The sequence below is a fragment of the Micromonospora sp. WMMA1996 genome, from assembly GCF_002573675.1.
In the GTDB taxonomy this organism is placed as follows: Bacteria; Actinomycetota; Actinomycetes; order Mycobacteriales; family Micromonosporaceae; genus Micromonospora; species Micromonospora sediminicola.
On sequence record NZ_PDHU01000004.1, the window covers coordinates 232152 to 250568 of the forward strand.

The window sequence follows — 18417 nt, forward strand, 5'->3', positions numbered from 1 at the left end:
CCACCCCGCTCAGGGGCAGTTCACCCACTCCTCGGTGCCGTCGTCGAAGACCTGCCGCTTCCAGATGGGCAGCCGTGCCTTGACCTCGTCGACCAGGCGGGCGCAGGCGTCGAACGCCGCCGCCCGGTGCGCCGTGCTGACCGCCGCCACCAGGGCGACGTCGCCGATCTCCAGGGGCCCGATCCGGTGCGAGACAGCCACCGCGTAGACCGCCGGGTCGGCGGCGATCTCCGCCGCGACCTCGCGCAGCACCGCCTCGGCGCTGGGGTGACCCTCGTATTCCAGCCGGGTGACCGCACGCCCGTGGTCGTGGTCGCGGACCACGCCCTGGAAGGACACCACCGCACCGGCCCGGCGGTCGCCGACCGCCGCCTCGTGCGCGGCCAGGTCGAGCGGCCGGTCGGTGACCGCCCCGAGCACCATCCCCACCGGATCGATCACGACCGCTCCCCGGGCATCAGCGGCAGCGGCACGAGCGGCACCCGGTCGCCGGCCGCGCCGCTCGTGCCGGGCCGGATCACCGCGAAGCCGTCCGCACCGGCCAGGCCCCGCAGCATCGCCGAGCCGACGTGCCGCACCGGGTGCGCGGTGCCGGCGACCCGGTCCCAGCGAGCCAGCGCCAGGTGGGTGTGGTCGCCCCGGCCGGGCACCGGCTCGGCCAGGGTGACCTGCGGAAGCACCGGCATCGGCCGGCCGGTGAGGCCGGCGAGCAGGGGGGCGACGAGCGAGACGAGAGCCACCACCGCCGACTGCGGGTTGCCGGGCAGGCCGGCCACGAAACGCACCCGGCCGTCGCCGTCCACCAACCGGGCGAGCAGCATCGGGAAGCCGGGGCGCACCGCCACGGTGTTGACGACGTAGTCGGCGCCGAGCGCCTCCAGCGTCGGGTGCAGGTGGTCGACCGGGCCGTGCATGGTGCCGCCGGTGGTGCAGACCAGGTCGGCGTTGGCCAGCGCGCCGCGCAGCGCCGCCACGTGCGCCGGCAGCGTGTCGGCGACCGGGCCGACCACGTCGCCGCCGCGCACCTGGCAGCCGTAGCGGCGCAGCCAGCCCGGCACCGAGGGGCCGAGCGCGTCGCGGACCCGGCCGGCGCCCGGCGGGCCCGAGGTGAGCAGCTCGTCGCCGAAGACCAGCAGCGCCGCCCGGGGTGGGCGGCGGACCCGCAGCGTGTCGTGCCCGCAGGAGGCGGCCAGGCCGATCACCGCCGGATCCACCGGCGTGCCGGCCGGTACCAGCTCCTCGCCGAGGTGTGCCTCCTCGCCCGGCTCCCGCCACTCCGGCTGGGAGCGGGGTGTGCCGGCGACCCGACCGTCCGCCGTGCGGGTCGACTCCTCGATCCGCAGGATCGCGGTCGTGCCCGCCGGGACCATCGCGCCGGTGGCGATCTCCACCGTGCTGCCGTCCTCGTCCAGCGGGGACGCGGTCTGCCCGGCGAGCACCCGACCGGCCACCCGCCACGGCCCCGCCCCGCGCACCGCCCACCCGTCCACGCTGGAGGTAGGGAACGCCGGCAGGTCGGTACGCGTGGTCAGCGGCTCGGCCAGGGTGTGCCCGTCGGTGTCAGCCAGCGGCCGGGCGACCGCGGGCAGCGCGGCGGAGAGACCGACCGCGTACACCCGGGAGCGGGCCTCCTCCCACCCGGCCGGTGGCGGCGTGCCCACCTCGGCCCCGGTGGTCTCGGTTTCGGTGCTCATCCGGCGAGCCTAGCGCCGGGGCACGCGCGCCGCGGGTTCAGTGGTCGCCCCCGCGGAGCTGGTCGACCGCGTGCCGCAGGATCGGGCCGAGCACGGCCAGCCCGTCGCGGGCCCCGCCGCGGGAGCCGGGCAGGTTGACCACCAGCATCCGGCCGGCCACCCCGGCCAGGCCCCGGGACAGCGCGGCGGTCGGCACCGTGTCGCGGCTGTGCGCCCGGATCGCCTCGGCGATGCCCGGGATCTCGTAGTCGAGCAGTGAACGGGTCACGTCGGGGGTGCGGTCGGTCGGGGTGATGCCGGTGCCGCCGCTGGTCACCACCACGTCGACGCCCTCGTCGCGGGCCGCCCGCAGCGCGTCGCCGACCGGCTCCCCGTCCGGCACCACCACCGGCGCGTCGACCGTGCAGCCCAGCTCGCGCAGGCCGGCGACGAGCAGCGGACCGCTGGTGTCCTCGTAGACCCCGGCGGCGGCCCGGTTGGAGGCCACCACCACCCGGGCCCGGATCACGGCCGGTCCTCCGGGCGCACCCACTCGCCGGTCTTGCCGCCGGACTTGCGGAGCACCCGGACGGCGTCGACCGAGGCGGCCGGGTCGACGGCCTTGACCATGTCGACCAGGGCCAGCCCGGCCACGGCCACGGCGGTGAGCGCCTCCATCTCCACCCCGGTGCGGTCGGCCGTCCGCGCGGTGGCGGTGATCTCGACGGTGTCGGCGGTGAGGCGCAGGTCGACGGTGACGCCGTGCAGCGCGATCGGGTGGCAGAGCGGGATCAGGTCGGGCGTGCGCTTGGCCCCCATGATCCCGGCGAGCCGGCCGACCGCGAGCGCGTCGCCCTTGGGCAGGCCGTCGCGGCGCAACAGCTCCACCACCTCGGCGGTGGTGCGGAGCCGGCCGGCGGCGACCGCGAGCCGGCCGGAGACCGGCTTGGCGGAGACGTCGACCATCCGGGCCGCGCCGGCCGGATCGACGTGGGTGAGCTGCGCGGGTTCGGTCACCGCTCGACCCTATCCGCCGGGTACGACGACGGGCGTCGCTCGGGGCCGTCGGCGGGGAGGGACGTCGCGGCGGGTGCCGATGTACCGGGCGACGCCCCTCCCTCACCTACCCACCGTCGATCCGCTGGGGTGGACGGACGGTGGGGGCCTCGTCGGCCGGGTCCCGCACAGGCGGGGACCCTCCCCGTTGGCCGATGGGGGGACGCTAGACGGCACCGCGATAAGAAATCGATAAACCGGTTCAGGCGACTGTCGACGGCGGTTCGGCGAGACGTCGGCGGAGTTCGTGGCGCTCGGGCACGCCCATCCGGTCGAAGATGGCCAACGCCCGCTGCCGGTACCGGCGCGCCTCGGCCGGCCGGTCGTCCTCCAGGTGCTCGGCGAGGCCGCACAACGCCCGACCCTGCTCGTACGGGTGCGCGATCCGGGTGGCCAGGGCGAGAGCCTGACCGTGCGCCGTCACCGCCGCCGCGACCCGCCCGGCAGCGGCCAGCGTCAGGCCGAGATCATTCAACGCCGCCGCCTGGACGTGTCGCTCACCGGAGTCCTTCGCCTGGTCGAGGGCCATTTCGTGCTGAACGCGCGCGTCGTCGAACCGGCCCAGGTGCCGGTACGCGATGCCGAGGTCGTTGCGTGCCTCCGCCTCGCCGAACCGGTGCCCGGTCCGGTCGCGCAACCGGATCGAGGCGGTGAGCAGTCGAACCGCCTTGGCATGGTGGCCGAGTCGGTTCTCCACCGACGCGATGTGACCGAGGGCGTTCGACATGTGGTACTGGCTGCCCTGGCAGCGGGCGAGGAAGAGGTGCTGGCGGTGGGCTTCGAGCGCCTCGGCGTACCGTCCGACCGCGGTCAGGGCGTAGCCGAGATTCGGCAGGGACGGCAGTGGCTCGACGCCGCCCCGTGGATCCTCCCGGAGCAACTGCCGCCCGAGGGTGACCGACCGTTCGGGATCGCCGGTCAACCAGTGCACCACCACGAGGTTCGCCCGGTAGCGGTGTTCGTTGCCCCGGTCGTGCAGGTCACGCGAGATGGACACGGCGGTTTCCAGGTGCCGGAGCGAGTCCAGGTAGCTGCCGGTGCGGGTGTAGGCGGAGGCCAGATAGTTGTGCATGATCGCCTGCGCGGACCGGTCGCCACTGCGCTCCGCCGCGCTCAGGCCGACCCGATGGGTGGCGACGATGTCGTCGAAGTAGCCGCGCATGTAGCAGAACCGCCACATGGCCCGCGCCAGGCGCCACGCGTGTCCGAGGTGCCCTTCCCGTTCGGCGAGCCGGATGAGGGAGACGAGGTTCGGCCGCTCTCGTTCCAGCCACTCGACGTCCGAGGCGTCGCTCGCGTCGATCAGGTCCGCCCGGGCCGGCGGGTCGAGCCGGAGATGAGCGCGAAGCACCTGCTGGTCCAGGGTGTTGGCCCGGGCCGCCACCTGGTGGAGCACGTGATCGAGCAGGCGCGCCACCGCCTCGTGGCGTTCCGCCGGTTCCGCCGCCTCCCGGAACAGTTCGGCCGAGTACTGACGCATGAGATCGTGCAACCGGTACCGCCCCGGAGCCGGCTCCTCGATCAGGTGCTGGTCGAGGAGGTCGTCCAACATCCGTTCGGTGTGATCCAGCGGCAGTTCCGCCAGGGCAGCGGCCATCCGGGCGTCGAACGGATCCCCGGGGTGGAGGCTGACCAGCCGGAACAGCCTCCTGACCGGCTCGGCCAGCTGTTCGTAGGAAGCGGAGAAGGCGTCGGCCACGGTCTGCTGCTCCACCGCGAGCTGCCGCAGCACGGTGCTACCGGCATCCAGCCGCCGTGCGAGATCCGCGACTCGCCACGCCGGTCGGTGCGCCAGCCAACCACCCGCCAGCCGAACGGCCAGGGGCAGGTGCCCGCACCGTCGTGCGACCGCCGCCGCCGCATCCGGCTCGCTGCTGACCCGCGCCTCGCCGGCGGTACGCGCCAGAAGCCGCACCGCCTCGTCCGAGGTCAGCACGGGGAGGGAGACGGGTGGCCCGACGTCACCGGCGGACAGTCGGCGGCGGCTGGTCACGAGGACGACGGAGCCTCCGGCGGAGGGTAGGAGCGGTCGGACCTGGTGCCCGCCGGCCGCGTTGTCAAGGACCAGGACGACGCGGCGGCCCCGCAGCTCGCGTTGCCACAACTCGACGCGCTCGTCCCGATCGCTCGGAATCCGGCCGGCCGGCACCTCCATCTGCCGCAGCAGCACCGTCAACGCGTCGGCCGGGTCGACCGGCGCCTTCTCGTTGTGCCCGCGCAGGTCGATGAAGAGCTGCCCGTCGGGGTACCGGTGGGCGAGCAGGCGTGCCAGGTGAAGCGCGAAGGCGGTCTTGCCGCTGCCGGCCATGCCGTCGATCACCCGGACAGTCGAACTCCGGTCGCCGGCCGACTCGATCTCGGTCACCGTCCGCTCGACGAGCTCCCGACGTCCCACGAACTCGACGACGGACCGCGGGAGGTGATCGTGCTTCGCCCGGGACCTGCCGGTCGGATCGGCCGGGCGTCCGCTGCCGAGGCGTTGCCCGTGGTCCTCGCGCGACCTTGCCGGGGGAACGCGACCCAGCAAGGATGTCCGTAAGTCGCGCAGCTCCGACCCGGGCTCCACGCCGAGTTGTTCACTGAGCACGGCCTCGGCCCGGTCGAGGACGGCGAGCGCCCCGGCAGGATCCCCGTCCGCCGACAGCGCACCGGCGAGCAGCGCCTGCGCCTGCTCTCGGTACGGATGCCGTTCCGCATGGTCGGTGAGGAGGGCGATCGCGGCCCTGGTGCGACCAAGCTCGATGTCCAGGCCGGCCCGGAGTTCGATCGCGCTCAGCCGCTGTTCCTCCAGCGCCGCCCTGCGTGCCCACAGCACCGGTCCCACCGGCAGGCCGGCGATCAGCGAGCCCCGCCAGAGACGCTCGCCCTGTCGGAGCAGAAGGTCGGCGCGGGCGACCTCTCCGACGGACCGGGCGGATCTGGCGGCATCGGTCAGGCGCTCGAACCGGTGCACGTCGACCTGCTCGTCGCTCAGATCGAGCCGGTACCCGCCGGGGAGCCGGACGAGCTTCGGCCCACCGAGCCGTTCGAACGCCCGCCGCAGGTTCCCCGCGTAGCTACGGACATTCGCCAGGGCGGAACGGGGCGGATCATCCGGCCACAGCTCGTCCACGAGCATGTCCGTGGTGACCAGGCGGCCGCTCTGCAGTGCCAGCAGGGCGAATGCCACCTGCTGCTTCGGCGTCCCCAGCGGCAGCCGGGTCGACCCCTGCCGCGCCTCCGGCGCGCCCAGCAGCCGGATTTCCGCCAATGCTCCCCCCGCCCGGCGTCAGGAATTGAATGGCATCGCATTCCGTGTGGGATATGCGCAATGCGTACTTATGGAATATACCGCCCGATCCGTCGCACCCGTTCGAAACATATCAGAGAGCGACGACGCTTTTTCTGTCAGTTGACGTGCCGCATGTTACGGAAGGCGGAACCGAAGGGCTACAGACATCGGTGTTGGAGGGCTCGATAATCCCACTGGAACAGTGCGGCCAAATACGCGTTCAGTCTCGACGCAAAGACACTGCGTAACGAGAAGCGGCGACATTGGCGCAATATGCGCATATGGACATCTAATAGAACTAACCCTGCCTAAAAGGCCATAAGATGTCGTGCGTCGGACGGGCCAGATCTCCTGGCTCCGCAGATCGGACGAAGGGCAACGCAGATGCGCGGCAACGACTGGCTGTGAAGCGAACTTCCCGGGCGTCTGAGCGGGCCGTACAGTACGGGTACACGCACCGCTACGGACGAGCACGGTGGAGGCGGACACGTGACTCGCGTCCATGCACGCGACAATGGGACCGATCGGCGGCTGTTGCTGCTTGTCGGTCTCGTCGTGTTTTCCGCCAGCATCGCCACCCTGGTGAGTATCCGGCTAATCGACACCGGCGACCTGGCGACGCAGAAGAACCTCACCCGCGCCATCACGATCGCCTTCCTCGTCGCCGTCGCGGCGACCGTGAATGTGCGAATCCGCATTCGAGCCACCACCCACGGTGTTTCGTGGACCGACGCGGCTTCCGTGATCGGGCTCGCGGTCGCACCGGTGCCGTGGGTGGTGGTCGCCACCGGCGTAGGCGTCGCCATCGCCCGTCTGATCGGTCGGCTGACCCCGATCAAGCTGGCCTTCGGCGTCGCCAAGGAGATGACGCTGGCCGCCGCCGGAGGGCTGGTCCTCGTGCTCGCCGGCTGGTCATGGCCCTGGTCGGGCTCGATCGGCCGCTCACTGCCCGCCCTGGTGCTGGCTTATCTGACCGTCGTCGTCCTCGACGAACTGCTGACCTTCCCCGTTCTCGCCTTCGCGACCGGAACCCCGATCCGCAAACGCTTCCGCGAGCAGGTGGACCTCCGCCTGGCGAGCGTTCTCGCCCGCTTCTCGGTGGTCCTGTGCACCCTGCTCATCCTGCGGATCAACCCGACCTTCCTGGTCGTCGTCCCACCACTGGTCCTGAGCCTGCACCTCGCCTACTCCAGCCGCCTGCGCAGTCGTGCCGAGCGGCAAGCCTGGCAGCGGTTGGCCCGCACGACCGACGCGTTGAACGTGGTCGACCTCGACCAGGTGCTCACCACCGCGGTCACGCAGGCCACCGAACTCTTCTCCGCCGACGAGGTCGAGATCGAGCTGCGTGAGGAAGGCCGGGTGGTACGCGGCGTGGGCGGAGCCATCACGTACCGGGGCCCGGCCGGCGAACCGAGCGCGGTCGAGGGGTCGGTGCTCGCCAGCAGGCTCGAGGGCCACGACCAGACCGTGGACATCGGCGTGCTGCGGCTCCGGTTCGCCGGGCCGGTGGAACTCTCCGAACGCGAGCAGTACACCCTGCGCACCTTCGCCTCCGCCCTCTGCACCGCGGTGCGCAACGCCCAGGCGTACGCCGAACTCGCCCGCATCGCCGACGCCCACGCCCACGCCGCCACCCACGACGCCCTCACCGGCCTGTCCAACCGCCGCCACCTGCTGGACGAGGGCACCACCCACCTCACCGCCCGGCACGCCGACGGCATCACCGCCCTGGTGCTGATCGACCTCAACCACTTCAAGGAGGTCAACGACACCCTCGGGCACGGCGCCGGCGACCGGGTGCTGATCCAGGTCGCCGAACGGCTGCGCGGCGCGGCCCGACCCGACGACCTGGTCGCCCGGCTCGGCGGCGACGAGTTCGCGGTGCTGCTGCGCGCCCTGCCCGCCCCGGCCGTCGCCGCCCACCGGGCCGAGGCCCTGCTCTCCGCCCTGCACGACCCGCTCGATCTGGACGGCATGCGGATCAGCGTGGAGGCCAGCGGCGGCATCGCCGTCGCCCCCGCCACCGGCGGGATGGCCGAGCTGCTGCGCCGCGCCGACGTGGCCATGTACCAGGCCAAACGGGCCGGCCAGCGGATCGCCACCTACGCACCCGCCCGCGACACCGCCGACCTGGGCCGGCTCACCCTCGGCGGGGAACTGCCCCGGGCCGTCGCCGACCACGAGTTCACCGTCAACTTCCAGCCCATCGTCGACCTGGCCAGCGGCGAGGTCACCGGCGCGGAGGCGCTGGCCCGCTGGCACCACCCCACCCACGGGCTGATCGACCCGCTGCGCTTCCTCGAAGCGGTGGAACGCTCCGGGCTGCTGCCCGCGTTCGCCGAGGCGATCCTCGACCAGGCGCTGATCGCGGCCGGCACCTGGCGCGACGCCGGCTTCGACCTGCCCGTCTCGGTCAACGTCTCACCCCGCAGCCTGCTCGACGCCCGCTTCCCCGGCGCCGTCCTGGCCCGGCTGCGCGCCCACGACCTGCCACCGGACCGACTCGTGCTGGAACTCACCGAGACCCTCACCCTCAGCCAGCTCGACGTGGTCGACCGGGTGCTCAGCCGGCTCCGCGACTCCGGCGTCCGGCTCGCCCTCGACGACTTCGGCACCGGCTACTCGTCCCTCTCCCTGCTCTCCCGCATCCCGGTCCACGAACTCAAGATCGACCGCAGCTTCGTCACCGCCATGGAGACCGCACCCGAGGCCGCCGCCGTGATCCGCTCCACCCTCGACCTGGGGCGCAGCCTCGACCTCACCGTGGTCGCCGAGGGCGTGGAGAGCGAACCGCAACGCCGCGCGCTCTGGGAGTTGGGCTGCGCGGCCGGGCAGGGCCACCTGTTCGCCCGACCGCTACCCGCCGGCGCGCTCCTCGCCGCCCTCCAGCGTGGCGCCGGCGGCCGACCCGGCGCGCTCGCGCCGCCCCTGCACGACACCGGCGCCGTCATCCGCCTGCCCGGCCGCCGCACCGGCGGCCCGCGCACCCGCCCCGCCGCACCCGCCGCCGACTCCCGGCAGCCCTGACCCGGCCGGGCCGCACCGCCGGTCTGCCAGACTGGCCCGCGTGACCGCCCACGCCGACCCGCCCGGCCCCGCCTCCCGCCGCTGGTCGGCACTCGACACCGCCGCCGGCGGCCTCGCCCTCGACCTGGGGCTCTACGCCGCCGCCACGATCTTCGCCGCGATCACCGCCGCCACCTCCACCCTGCCGCCGCACCGCGCCTGGGGCGCGATCGCCACCGCCGGGTACGCCCTCGCCACGCTCGCCGCCACCACCCAACTCCTCGCCCGCCGCCGCGCCCCCGACACCATCCTGGCCGGGCTGCCCGCCCGCTGGACGGTCACCGGACTCACCTGGGCCACCACCGCCCTGCTGCCCGTCGTCGTGCAGAGCGTCCAACGGGCCGGCGGACGCACCGACCGGGCCCAGGAGGAGGTGATCGTGGTCGAACACGCCGGGACGCGCCTCGCCGAGCACGGCACCCCCTACCTCGGACCCGACGCGATCGCCGCCCTGCCGCCGGGCGAACAGCTCCTCGGCTACACCCCCTACCAGCCCGGCATGGCGCTGTTCGGGCTGCCCCGCGCCGCCGTCGACGCCTGGTGGACCGACGCCCGCGTCTGGTTCGCCGTGGTCACCGCGCTCGTCCTCGCCGCCCTGGTCACCACGCTGCGCACCACCGGCGGCCCGACCACCTCCCGCCGCACCGCCGCCGTGCTGCGCGCCGTCCAGGCCACCACCGTGCTGCCCGTCTGCGCGCTCACCCTCGCCACCGGCGGCGACGACCTCCCCGTACTCGCGCTCTGCCTGCTCGCCCTCGCCCTCGCCGCCGCCGACCGACCCGGCCGCGCCGGCCTCGCGGTCGGCGCCGCCGGCGCCCTGAAACTCTTCGCCTGGCCGGTGGCGATCGTGCTGGTCTGCTGGGCCGCCACCCGCCGCGCCGCCGGCCGCACCGCCCTCGGCGCCCTCGGCCTCCCCGTCCTCGCCCTGGTGCCGGTCCTCCTCGTCGACCGCGACGCCCTGGTCGAGAACGTGCTGCGCTTCCCCCTCGGCCACGGCCTGGTGACCAGCCCCGCCCAGTCCCCGTTCCCCGGCCACCTGATCGCCGAGACGCTGCCCGCCGGCCGCGCCGTCGCCGCCGCACTGCTCGTCGCGGTCGGCCTGGCGATCGCCGTCCGGCTGCTGCGCCGACCGCCGCGCACCGCCGCCGCCACCGCCGCCATCTGCGGGTACGGGCTGCTCGCCGCGATCCTCCTGATGCCCTCCACCCGCTTCGGCTACCTGCTCTACCCGGTCGCCCTGCTCGTCCTCGCCCCGGCGCTGACGCTCACCGAACGCCCGAACCGGGACGTCGGCGCCCCGCCATTCCCGGCAACCGCCCGCCGCGACGCGGCCGGAGGGCGTACACCTGAGGGATGACCACCTACCGCGACCGGGCCGAGGCGGGACGCGACCTCGCCGAACGACTCACCGACCTCGCCGGCCGACCCGACGTCATCGTCCTCGGCCTGGTACGCGGCGGCGTACCCGTCGCCCGGGTGATCGCCGACCGACTGGGCGCCCCCCTCGACGTGCTGGTCGTCCGCAAGCTCGGCGTGCCCTGGGCACCCGAGGTCGCGTACGGCGCACTCGGCCCCGGCGGCGTGCAGGTCCTCAACGACATGGTCGCCGGCCGGATCAGCGAGAACGACCGGGCCCAGGTCCGCCGCCGCGAACAGGCCGAACTGGAGCGCCGCGAGCAGCGCTACCGCGCCGGCCGCCCACCCCTGGACCTGACCGGACGCACCGCGGTCGTCGTCGACGACGGGCTCGCCACCGGCGCCACCGCCCGCGCCGCCGTCCAGGTCGCCCGCCACCTCGGCGCCACCCGCGTGCTCGTCGCCGTCCCGGTCGGCTCCGAGCAGGCGTACGAGATGCTCACCGACACCGCCGACACGGTCGTGAGCTGCCAACTCCCGCCGGACTTCGCCGCCGTCGGCGCCTACTACGACGACTTCCACGAGGTCTCCGACGACGAGGTGACGCAGGCGCTGACCGCCACCGCGTGAAATCACCCGGTACCGTCGATGTCATGCAGCTCACTTGTCCCAAATGCCACGGAGAGATGCGCCAGTACGAGCGCAGCGGAGTAGTCATCGACCAGTGCGGCGAATGCCGCGGAATCTTCCTCGACCGCGGCGAGCTCGAGAAGCTGTTCGAGGCCGAGGCCAACTGGAACCGTCAGCAGGGCGGCGCCCCGCAGGCCGCACCCGCCGGCGCCGGCTACCCGCCGCCACCCCCGCCGGCCGCCGCGCCGCACCAGCCCGGCTACGGCGCCGTCCCCCCGCCCCCGCCGCCGCCCCCGCCCGGCCACGGGTACCCGCAGCCCGCGTACGGCCACGGTCAGCAGCAGCACTACGGCTACCACGGTCACTACCGGCGCAAGAAGAAGCACGGCTTCCTCGGCGAACTGTTCGACTGACCGCTCGCCGTTCCTGTCGGCGGGGGTCCTTCCGGTCGTCTCCACGGCCTGGAGAGCCCCCGCCCGACGCCTCGCCGCCGTGCCGACCGTCCCGCGCCGTGGCAGGCTGCTCGGCATGAGCCCGATCCGGCCGCACGAGACGCTGGCCCAGGCCTACGACGGCATCACCGCGGTCGTCGCCCCACTTGACGACGCCGGCCTGCAACGGCCCACCCGGTGCCGTGGCTGGCTCGTCGCCGACCTGCTCTTCCACGTGCTCTGCGACGCCCAGCGCGCACTCGTCGCCCTGGCCAGCCCGGCGTCCGGCCCGGCCGACGTGGACGACGTCAGCTACTGGCGGGCGTTCACCCCCGACGACGACGGGGCGGGCGCGGCACACGCCTGGTGGGCCCGGCGCTCGGCCGCCGCCTTCGACCGGCCCACCGGCATCGTGCGGATCTGGACCGACACCGCCCCCGCGGCCGTCCGCGCGGCCGCGACCGCCGACCCCGACGGGTACGTGAGCACGCAGGGCCACGTGCTGCGCGTACCCGATCTGCTCGCGACCCTGACCACCGAGGCGGTCGTCCACCACCTGGACCTGGTGGTGGACCTGCCCGACGCGCCGCTGCCGGCGGCGGACCCGACCCGGGTCGCGGTGACCACGATGGACGGCCTGCTCAGTGACGAGGCGGTGCGGCCGGCCGGGTGGGACGACCACGAGTATCTGCTGAAGGCCACCGGGCGGTTGCCGCTGACCGACCGGGACCGGGTGGAGCTGGGCGAGGCCGCGGGGTGGTTCCCGCTGATGGGCTGACGCCGTCAGACGATGGCCATGTCCACGAACCGCGACAGGTGCAGCTGCGCCGCGACGGTGACGGTGTCCGTCGGCCCATTTCTGTGCTTGGCGATGATGAAGTCCGCCTCCCCAGCGCGGGGTGACTCCTTGTCATAATAGTCATCACGGTGCAAAAGGATTACAACGTCAGCATCCTGCTCAATAGAGCCGGATTCGCGCAAATCAGACAGTTGCGGTCGCTTGTCCGTACGCTGCTCCGGGCCACGGTTCAGCTGGCTCACCGCGATCACCGGGCACTCGACCTCCTTGGCCAGCAGCTTCAGGCCACGGGACAGGTCCGCGACCTCCTGCTGCCGGCTCTCGGTGCGCTTCGGTGACGTCATCAGCTGGAGATAGTCGACCACGATCAGCTTGAGGTCGTGCCGCTGCTTGAGCCGCCGCGCCTTCGCCCGGATCTCCATCAGGTTCATGCTCGGGGTGTCGTCGACGAAGAGCGGCGCCTCGCTGATCTCGCCCATGCAGCGTGCCAGCTTGGTCCAGTCGTCGTCGGAGAGCTGCCCGCTGCGCAGCACGTGCAGCGGTACGCGCGCCTCGGCCGAGAGGAGTCGCATGACGATCTCGACCTTGCTCATCTCCAGCGAGAAGATCGCCGACGCCTGGTTGGCACGAATGGCGGCGTTCCGCGCGAAGTCCATGCTCGCGGTGCTGTTGTGGGTCGGGATCATCGACCGGCCCGCCAGGTAGAGGTGATCGTCGTTGTCGACGGTCACGCAACGCACCGGGACGCTGGCCACCGGTCGGACATCCACGATGAAACGGGAGCCCGAGCGTACGTCCGACGACGTCCGCCGCCGGGCCTGATGGGCCTCCCGTTTCCTCTCCAGGCGGAAGACCGGTTCCGGGGTGGAGAAGTTCAGCGTGTACGCGATGGACGAGTCCTCCGTGCGCCCACGCACCTTCCGCTCGGTCATCGTGCAGCGGTAACCCAGGCTTACCACGAGTTCCCGGACACCGGCGATCAGCCGCTTCGAGGTGGACGTGTACTGGAGGTTCCCGGTGGGGGCCACCGTGCCGTCGGTGTCCATCAGTCCCGCGAGGAGCGCCCGCCGTTGGGCCTCGGAGGCGCGGAGATATTCCTGCGGGATGTGCTTGCTGTGGGCCACCCCGGCCCGGCGGAGAAGGGCGACGAACGAGCCACCAAGCTCATGACACTCGGCGCAGCGGCGTACTTCCGGGTTCTCCCGCAACGCTCGGCTGGAGCCGCCGCAGTCGACGCAGGTGCGGTCCAGCGCCCTCGGCCGCGTGGGCAGGAGGACGGTGAAGACCAGCGGCCCGCTGGGTCGCACCACGAAGCCGTCCCGGGCGACGAGGTCGACCATCTCGGCGTCCGCCGTGGTGAAGCGGCTTGCCCCGGTGCTGCCGTCACCGAGCCACACCCCGAGGGTGTACGGCGGAACCGGCAGCTCACGCTCCGGAAGCTGGAGCGGCGCGCAGTTGTCCACGGCGTGGTTGAGGCGACGGTCCGCCGTGTCGGTGCGCAGCGTTGCGGCGATCTGCGCGGTCGTCACCACCCCGTCGTGCACGGTGCGGGACCCGGCGTTGACCTGTCGTTCGGCCCGTTCGCGAAGCCCTGTGACCAACGCTCCGGCCGGATAGCCGGGTGCCGTCCAGTTGCGTGCCTTACCGGCGCGGGTGACCGGTCGGGAGATCCGGCCGTTCGCGCCGACCTGCTGCGCCACTGTGTGCAGCACGTTCCGGAATTCGGGACCGACGTGTTCAAGGGTTTCCGCGAGGGTGACCAGGCGCTGGGGTTCGACGGACACAGTCCTCTCGACGGCCCGCAGCTTCGCCAAGGCCGTCTCGGACCAGTAGCGCCGCTGACGCGACTCAGGTTGGCGTCGGCTGGCCCGGGTCGTCGTCTTCCAAAGGTGCTCGGCGTCAGCCACGATGACGGAGCCGTCGGAGAACTCGACCTCGTAACACGGTCGGTCGTGCATCACGTCGAAGGCGTTGGTGACGGTCGTCGGGGTGCCGTCGGCCGCGAGGAGTTGGTCGCCGACACGCACTTCACCCATGGTCGTCCACCCCTGCGGCGTGGGGAGAGGAGTGTCGAGTGCGAGAGCCTTTCCGAGACCAGGTCGGCCTGCCACGATGATCAATTGACCGGCGTGCAGGCCGTTGAGCAGACGGTCGAGGTCGGTGAAGCCGGTCGGCACGCCGGTCATCACCCCGCCCTGGGCGCCGACCGCCTCGATCTCGTCCAGGGTCGGCTGGAGCATGTCGGCCAGGACCGCGAAGTCCTCGCTGACCCGCTTCTCGGTGACCTCGTAGACGGCCTGCTGGGCGAGGTCGACGACGTCGTCCACGTCCCGGCTGCCGCCCTGGCCGGTGCCGTAGCCGAGCTGCACGATCCGGGTGCCGGCCTCGACCAGGCGGCGGAGCACGGCCCGCTCGCCGACGATGCGGGCGTAGTAGGCGGCGTTCGCGGCGGTGGGCACGCTGGCGATCAGCGTGTGCAGGTAGGGCGCGCCGCCGATGCGGGCGAGGTCGCCGGAGTCGGCGAGCGCCGCCGCCACCGTGATCGGGTCGGCGGGTTCGCCCCGACCGTAGATGTCGAGGATGGCGTCGAAGATGGTGGCGTGCACCGGGCGGTAGAAGTCGTTGGTCTTGAGGATCTCGACGACGTCCGCGATGGCGTCCTTGGAGAGCAGCATGCCGCCGAGGACGCACTGCTCCGCGGCCACGTCCTGGGGCGGCGTCTTCTCGAACGGCGCCTCGCGTGGCGGTTGTTCGGACGGTGGCCCCCCGGCCCGTTCCGCCCGTGTCTCGTCGGTGACCGACACGGGTCCCCCCTTGTTGCGTCGGGTCGAGTCCAGCTCTATCGCCTGGGTACGACAACTTCCGCCGACCCTCCGGTCGATCGGGGGGCATCGTCCGGCGGTCGGTGGCCACGATACGGAACCCGAGGTCAGCCACCAACAGGGCCGGTGGACGAGCCTCGGGACAACCTGTGGACGCACGGGGGGCGACATGTGCGCAGGGTGTGCACAGGGGTGTGGAAAAGTGACGGGGAATTCCGGGCCTATCGCTCCTGACCTGGGCTTTTCCCATCCCCACCCTGTGGACGGAAGATTTCGGGTCGAGCCTTGCCGCCGATCGTCCCGTACTATCGCTGCGAACGGCTACACCTGGACAGCGGGTTGCACTTTCGGGTTGAGAAGGGTCACGCTCCGGCCGTGAGACACCGGGACTGGGGAAGCGGGGAGGACAGCCCGCGCGAGCGCCGGCCGAGCGGTTCCTGGGACGATCCCGCCGGTCCGCGCGGTGTCGAGCCGTACGCGTCGGAACGTTCCCGTACCCAGAGCCGGCGGCGGGCGATCGAGCGTGGCCAGGACGAGCCGGTGGACGCCTACCTCCCGCGGTGGGCGGTGGAGTCGGGGATCAGTCGTGCGGACGGTGGCGGGCGGCATGCCGCGCCGGACGACGACGAGGTCGAGCCCTACTCCGTCGGTGACCGGCGGCCGGAGGCCGGCCGGCGTCGGGACGACGGCCGGCGTGAGCTGCGGGCGATCGGCGCGGGCCCGGTGTCGGACCACACCGCCGAGTGGACGATGGACGCCCCGCAGGAGCAGGGGTACGTCGGGAGCCGGCGCGCCGAGGGGGCCGAGGACGGGCCGGTGTCGGGGGTGGCGCCGCGGGCGCGTCCCCGTCGTGCGGCGAGCCGCAAGCCGGAGGTGACCTGGTCGGGGCTGGCGGATGAGGCCGGCCCGGTCGGTGACTCCGGTGGGTGGGAGGCGGAACGGCCGACCCGGCGGAGCCGGCGGGCAAGCAGCGACTCGTCCTGGTCACCGCCGGCGGCGGCGGAGCCGTCGTGGTCTCGGCCCGCGGCGGCGGAGCCGTCGTGGCAGCGGCCCGCGGTCGACCCGTGGGAGCGGGGCCGGGCGGTGGAGCCGGGTCCGGCGGAACCGCCGGCGGTGGATCCGTGGGACGCGTCGGGTGTGCACGCGTGGGGTCGGGCGGCCACCGGGAGCAGGTGGGACCAGTCGGAGAGCCGGTGGGACCGCACGGAGCACACGGGTGAGTGGGACCGGTTCACCGACACGGGCTATCTGGAGCGGGTACGCGACGGCGGCGACCGCTATGCGGACGTCGATCCCTGGGATCGGACGGCGCCGCCGGTCCGGGAGGGCTGGGCGTCTCCGCAGCGGGCCGAGGAGTTCTGGTCGGGTACCCGGCTGGCGGGTGACGATCCGCGCTGGATGGAGACACCTCCGTCGGCGCCACGGTCGCCGATGGTGGCGTACACGGCTCCGCGTCCGCGTGCCGCGCCGCGCCGGCGGCCGGTGGAGCCGGTGCGGTCGGGCGGGTCGGCGCTGCGGCAGCGGGTGGAGACGATCGGCGGCGGCTCGTGGAGCCGGCGGCTGGAGGACGACCTGCTGGACCCGGATCCGGGTGGCCCGTTGCGGCCGCTGGTCTACACGGCCGCCTGCTATCTGGTGCCGGCGGTGCTGCTCTTCCTGGGTCTGGTGTTCCTGAACGGGCAGGCTCCGGCGGGTTGTGTCACCGACCTCACCGGCGGGGGTTGCGACTCGCCGCGGGCGCATGCGCTCGCGTCGTTGTTGGCGGCGGCGCCGCGGTTCGGGCTGGCGATGGTGAGCAGCCTCGTGGTGGCGGTGCTGTTGCGACAGGTCGGCACGACCTGGCGGTCGGCGACGGTGGCGTTGGCGGCTGCTGTGGTGGGTGGCGGGCTGTCCACGGTGGTGATCAGCGCGGTGACCGGCCAGCCGATCGGTTGACGTCGGCGCGGGGCGCGGTGGGATGCGGAAGGGCCCGCACCGGTGTCCGGTGCGGGCCCTCGCGTCGTGCTGGTGGCGTCAGCCCTTGACCACGTTCAGGTCGAACTTGGCGGTCACCTCGGGGTGCAGCCGGATGCTGACCGGGTAGGCGCCGAGCGACTTGATGTGGCCGGGCGTCTCCAGCCGGCGACGGTCCAGGGTCGGACCGCCGGCGGCCTTGACGGCCTCGACGATCTCGGCCGGGGTGACCGAGCCGAAGAGCCGCCCGCCGTCGCCGGCGCGGGCCTTGAGGTTGACCTTCAGGCCCTCGAGCTGGCCCTTGATCTCGTTGGCGTGGCCGAGGTCGCGGACCTCGCGGGCCGAGCGGGCCCGCTTGATGACCGTGACCTGCTTCTCGGCACCCTTGGTCCAGGCGATCGCGAAGCCCTGCGGCAGCAGGTAGTTACGGCCGTAGCCGTCCTTCACCTCGACGATGTCGCCCGGAGAGCCGAGGCCGGACACCTCCTGAGTCAGGATGATCTTCATGTCCGTGCCTCCTCTCAGCGGGTCGTGGCCGTGTACGGCAGGAGCGCCATCTCGCGGGCGTTCTTGACCGCACGGGCGATCTGCCGCTGCTGCTGCGAGGTCACGCCGGTCACCCGTCGAGCGCGGATCTTGCCGCGGTCGGAGATGAACTTGCGCAGCAGCGCGGTGTCCTTGTAATCGATGTAGGTGATCCCGTCCTTGTCGAGCGGGTTCACCTTCTTCTTCGGCTTGCGCAGTGCCGCAGCCTTCGCCATTGCTCTTGCTCCTGGTTTGCGATCGCGGGCGCTCGGCGCCATCAGAACGGGGGCTCCTCGTCGAAGTTTCCGCCGCCCGAACCACCGCGGGAGGGGGCCGGGGCAGCCGAGGCCCAGGGGTCGTCGAAGTTGCCTCCGCCGCCACCCTGGCCGCCACCACCACCGAAGCCGCCGCCACCGCCACCCGAGCGGGACATCTTCTGCACCTTCGCCGTGGCGTAGCGCAGGGACGGGCCGATCTCGTCGACCTCCAGCTCGATGACGGTGCGCTTCTCACCCTCGCGGGTCTCGTACGACCGCTGACGAAGCCGGCCGGACACGATCACCCGGGCGCCGCGCTGCAGCGACTCGGCGACGTTCTCGGCGGCCTGGCGCCAGACCGTGCACGAGAGGAACAGCGGCTCGCCGTCCTTCCACTCGCCGGACGCCTTGTCCATGAACCGGGGCGTCGAAGCGACCCGGAACTTGGCGACCGCCGCGCCGGAGGGGGTGAACCGCAACTCGGGGTCATCGGTCAGGTTGCCGATGACCGTGATGGTGGTGTCTCCTGCCATGACCATCTCCTCGCGCACTCATCGTTGTGCCGTACAGGCTCTCAG

At 72.8% G+C, this 18417-nt stretch carries 15 protein-coding genes; 6 read left to right on the forward strand and 9 right to left on the reverse strand.

Annotated elements, in window-relative coordinates; translation table 11 throughout:
- Positions 1-9 precede the first annotated feature (9 nt).
- The 5 genes from COO58_RS25360 to COO58_RS25380 all read right to left on the reverse strand — a co-directional run bounded on the left by COO58_RS25360 (position 10) and on the right by COO58_RS25380 (position 5979).
- A complete protein-coding gene (locus tag COO58_RS25360; protein ID WP_098747581.1) occupies positions 10-423 on the reverse strand; it encodes a molybdenum cofactor biosynthesis protein MoaE in 414 nt (137 codons plus the stop codon).
- A 14-nt stretch (positions 424-437) separates the two neighbouring features.
- A complete protein-coding gene (locus COO58_RS25365) occupies positions 438-1694 on the reverse strand; it encodes a molybdopterin molybdotransferase MoeA (protein ID WP_098747549.1) in 1257 nt (418 codons plus the stop codon).
- 37 nt (positions 1695-1731) lie between these two features.
- Positions 1732-2202: a molybdenum cofactor biosynthesis protein B gene (locus tag COO58_RS25370; protein ID WP_098747550.1), complete on the reverse strand. Its 471-nt coding sequence runs from the start codon at positions 2200-2202 to the stop codon at positions 1732-1734.
- Positions 2199-2690 carry a cyclic pyranopterin monophosphate synthase MoaC gene (moaC, locus tag COO58_RS25375; protein WP_098747552.1) on the reverse strand — a complete coding sequence of 164 codons (492 nt, stop codon included), beginning with the start codon at positions 2688-2690 and terminating at the stop codon, positions 2199-2201. The genes COO58_RS25370 and moaC overlap by 4 nt, the downstream gene beginning before the upstream one ends.
- A gap of 241 nt (positions 2691-2931) precedes the next feature.
- Entirely contained in the window at positions 2932-5979 is a 3048-nt protein-coding gene (locus tag COO58_RS25380; RefSeq protein ID WP_098747553.1) for a BTAD domain-containing putative transcriptional regulator, read from the reverse strand.
- A gap of 510 nt (positions 5980-6489) precedes the next feature.
- On the opposite strand from COO58_RS25380, the gene COO58_RS25385 reads away from it, so the two are divergent.
- From COO58_RS25385 to COO58_RS25405, 5 genes are all read left to right on the forward strand, one after another.
- Positions 6490-9027 (forward strand): bifunctional diguanylate cyclase/phosphodiesterase, encoded by a 2538-nt coding sequence (locus tag COO58_RS25385; protein WP_098747555.1) that lies wholly within the window; start codon positions 6490-6492, stop codon positions 9025-9027.
- 40 nt (positions 9028-9067) lie between these two features.
- The gene (locus COO58_RS25390; protein WP_098747583.1) at positions 9068-10423 is read left to right on the forward strand and encodes a glycosyltransferase 87 family protein; all 1356 of its coding nucleotides are present in this window, start codon (positions 9068-9070) and stop codon (positions 10421-10423) included.
- Positions 10420-11052: a phosphoribosyltransferase gene (locus COO58_RS25395; protein WP_091567798.1), complete on the forward strand. Its 633-nt coding sequence runs from the start codon at positions 10420-10422 to the stop codon at positions 11050-11052. The genes COO58_RS25390 and COO58_RS25395 overlap by 4 nt, the downstream gene beginning before the upstream one ends.
- Before the next feature lie 23 nt (positions 11053-11075).
- Positions 11076-11465 carry a zf-TFIIB domain-containing protein gene (locus COO58_RS25400; protein ID WP_098747556.1) on the forward strand — a complete coding sequence of 130 codons (390 nt, stop codon included), beginning with the start codon at positions 11076-11078 and terminating at the stop codon, positions 11463-11465.
- A 115-nt stretch (positions 11466-11580) separates the two neighbouring features.
- Positions 11581-12261 (forward strand): maleylpyruvate isomerase N-terminal domain-containing protein, encoded by a 681-nt coding sequence (locus tag COO58_RS25405; protein WP_098747585.1) that lies wholly within the window; start codon positions 11581-11583, stop codon positions 12259-12261.
- Positions 12262-12266: 5 nt separating this feature from the next.
- On the opposite strand, the gene dnaB is transcribed toward COO58_RS25405, so the two are convergent.
- Positions 12267-15086 carry a replicative DNA helicase gene (gene dnaB, locus COO58_RS25410; RefSeq protein ID WP_098747558.1) on the reverse strand — a complete coding sequence of 940 codons (2820 nt, stop codon included), beginning with the start codon at positions 15084-15086 and terminating at the stop codon, positions 12267-12269.
- A 393-nt stretch (positions 15087-15479) separates the two neighbouring features.
- Between dnaB and COO58_RS25415 the strand changes: the two genes are divergently transcribed.
- Positions 15480-17039 (forward strand): hypothetical protein, encoded by a 1560-nt coding sequence (locus COO58_RS25415; protein ID WP_098747560.1) that lies wholly within the window; start codon positions 15480-15482, stop codon positions 17037-17039.
- A 78-nt stretch (positions 17040-17117) separates the two neighbouring features.
- On the opposite strand, the gene rplI is transcribed toward COO58_RS25415, so the two are convergent.
- Genes rplI through COO58_RS25430 form a run of 3 tightly spaced genes read right to left on the reverse strand, consistent with a single transcriptional unit; the run spans position 17118 to position 18390 of the window.
- Positions 17118-17564, reverse strand: a complete 447-nt coding sequence (gene rplI / locus COO58_RS25420) for a 50S ribosomal protein L9 (protein WP_091567774.1) — start codon at positions 17562-17564, stop codon at positions 17118-17120.
- 14 nt (positions 17565-17578) lie between these two features.
- The gene (rpsR, locus tag COO58_RS25425; protein ID WP_013289355.1) at positions 17579-17818 is read right to left on the reverse strand and encodes a 30S ribosomal protein S18; all 240 of its coding nucleotides are present in this window, start codon (positions 17816-17818) and stop codon (positions 17579-17581) included.
- 41 nt (positions 17819-17859) lie between these two features.
- Positions 17860-18390 (reverse strand): single-stranded DNA-binding protein, encoded by a 531-nt coding sequence (locus COO58_RS25430; RefSeq protein WP_172967885.1) that lies wholly within the window; start codon positions 18388-18390, stop codon positions 17860-17862.
- Positions 18391-18417 lie beyond the last annotated feature (27 nt).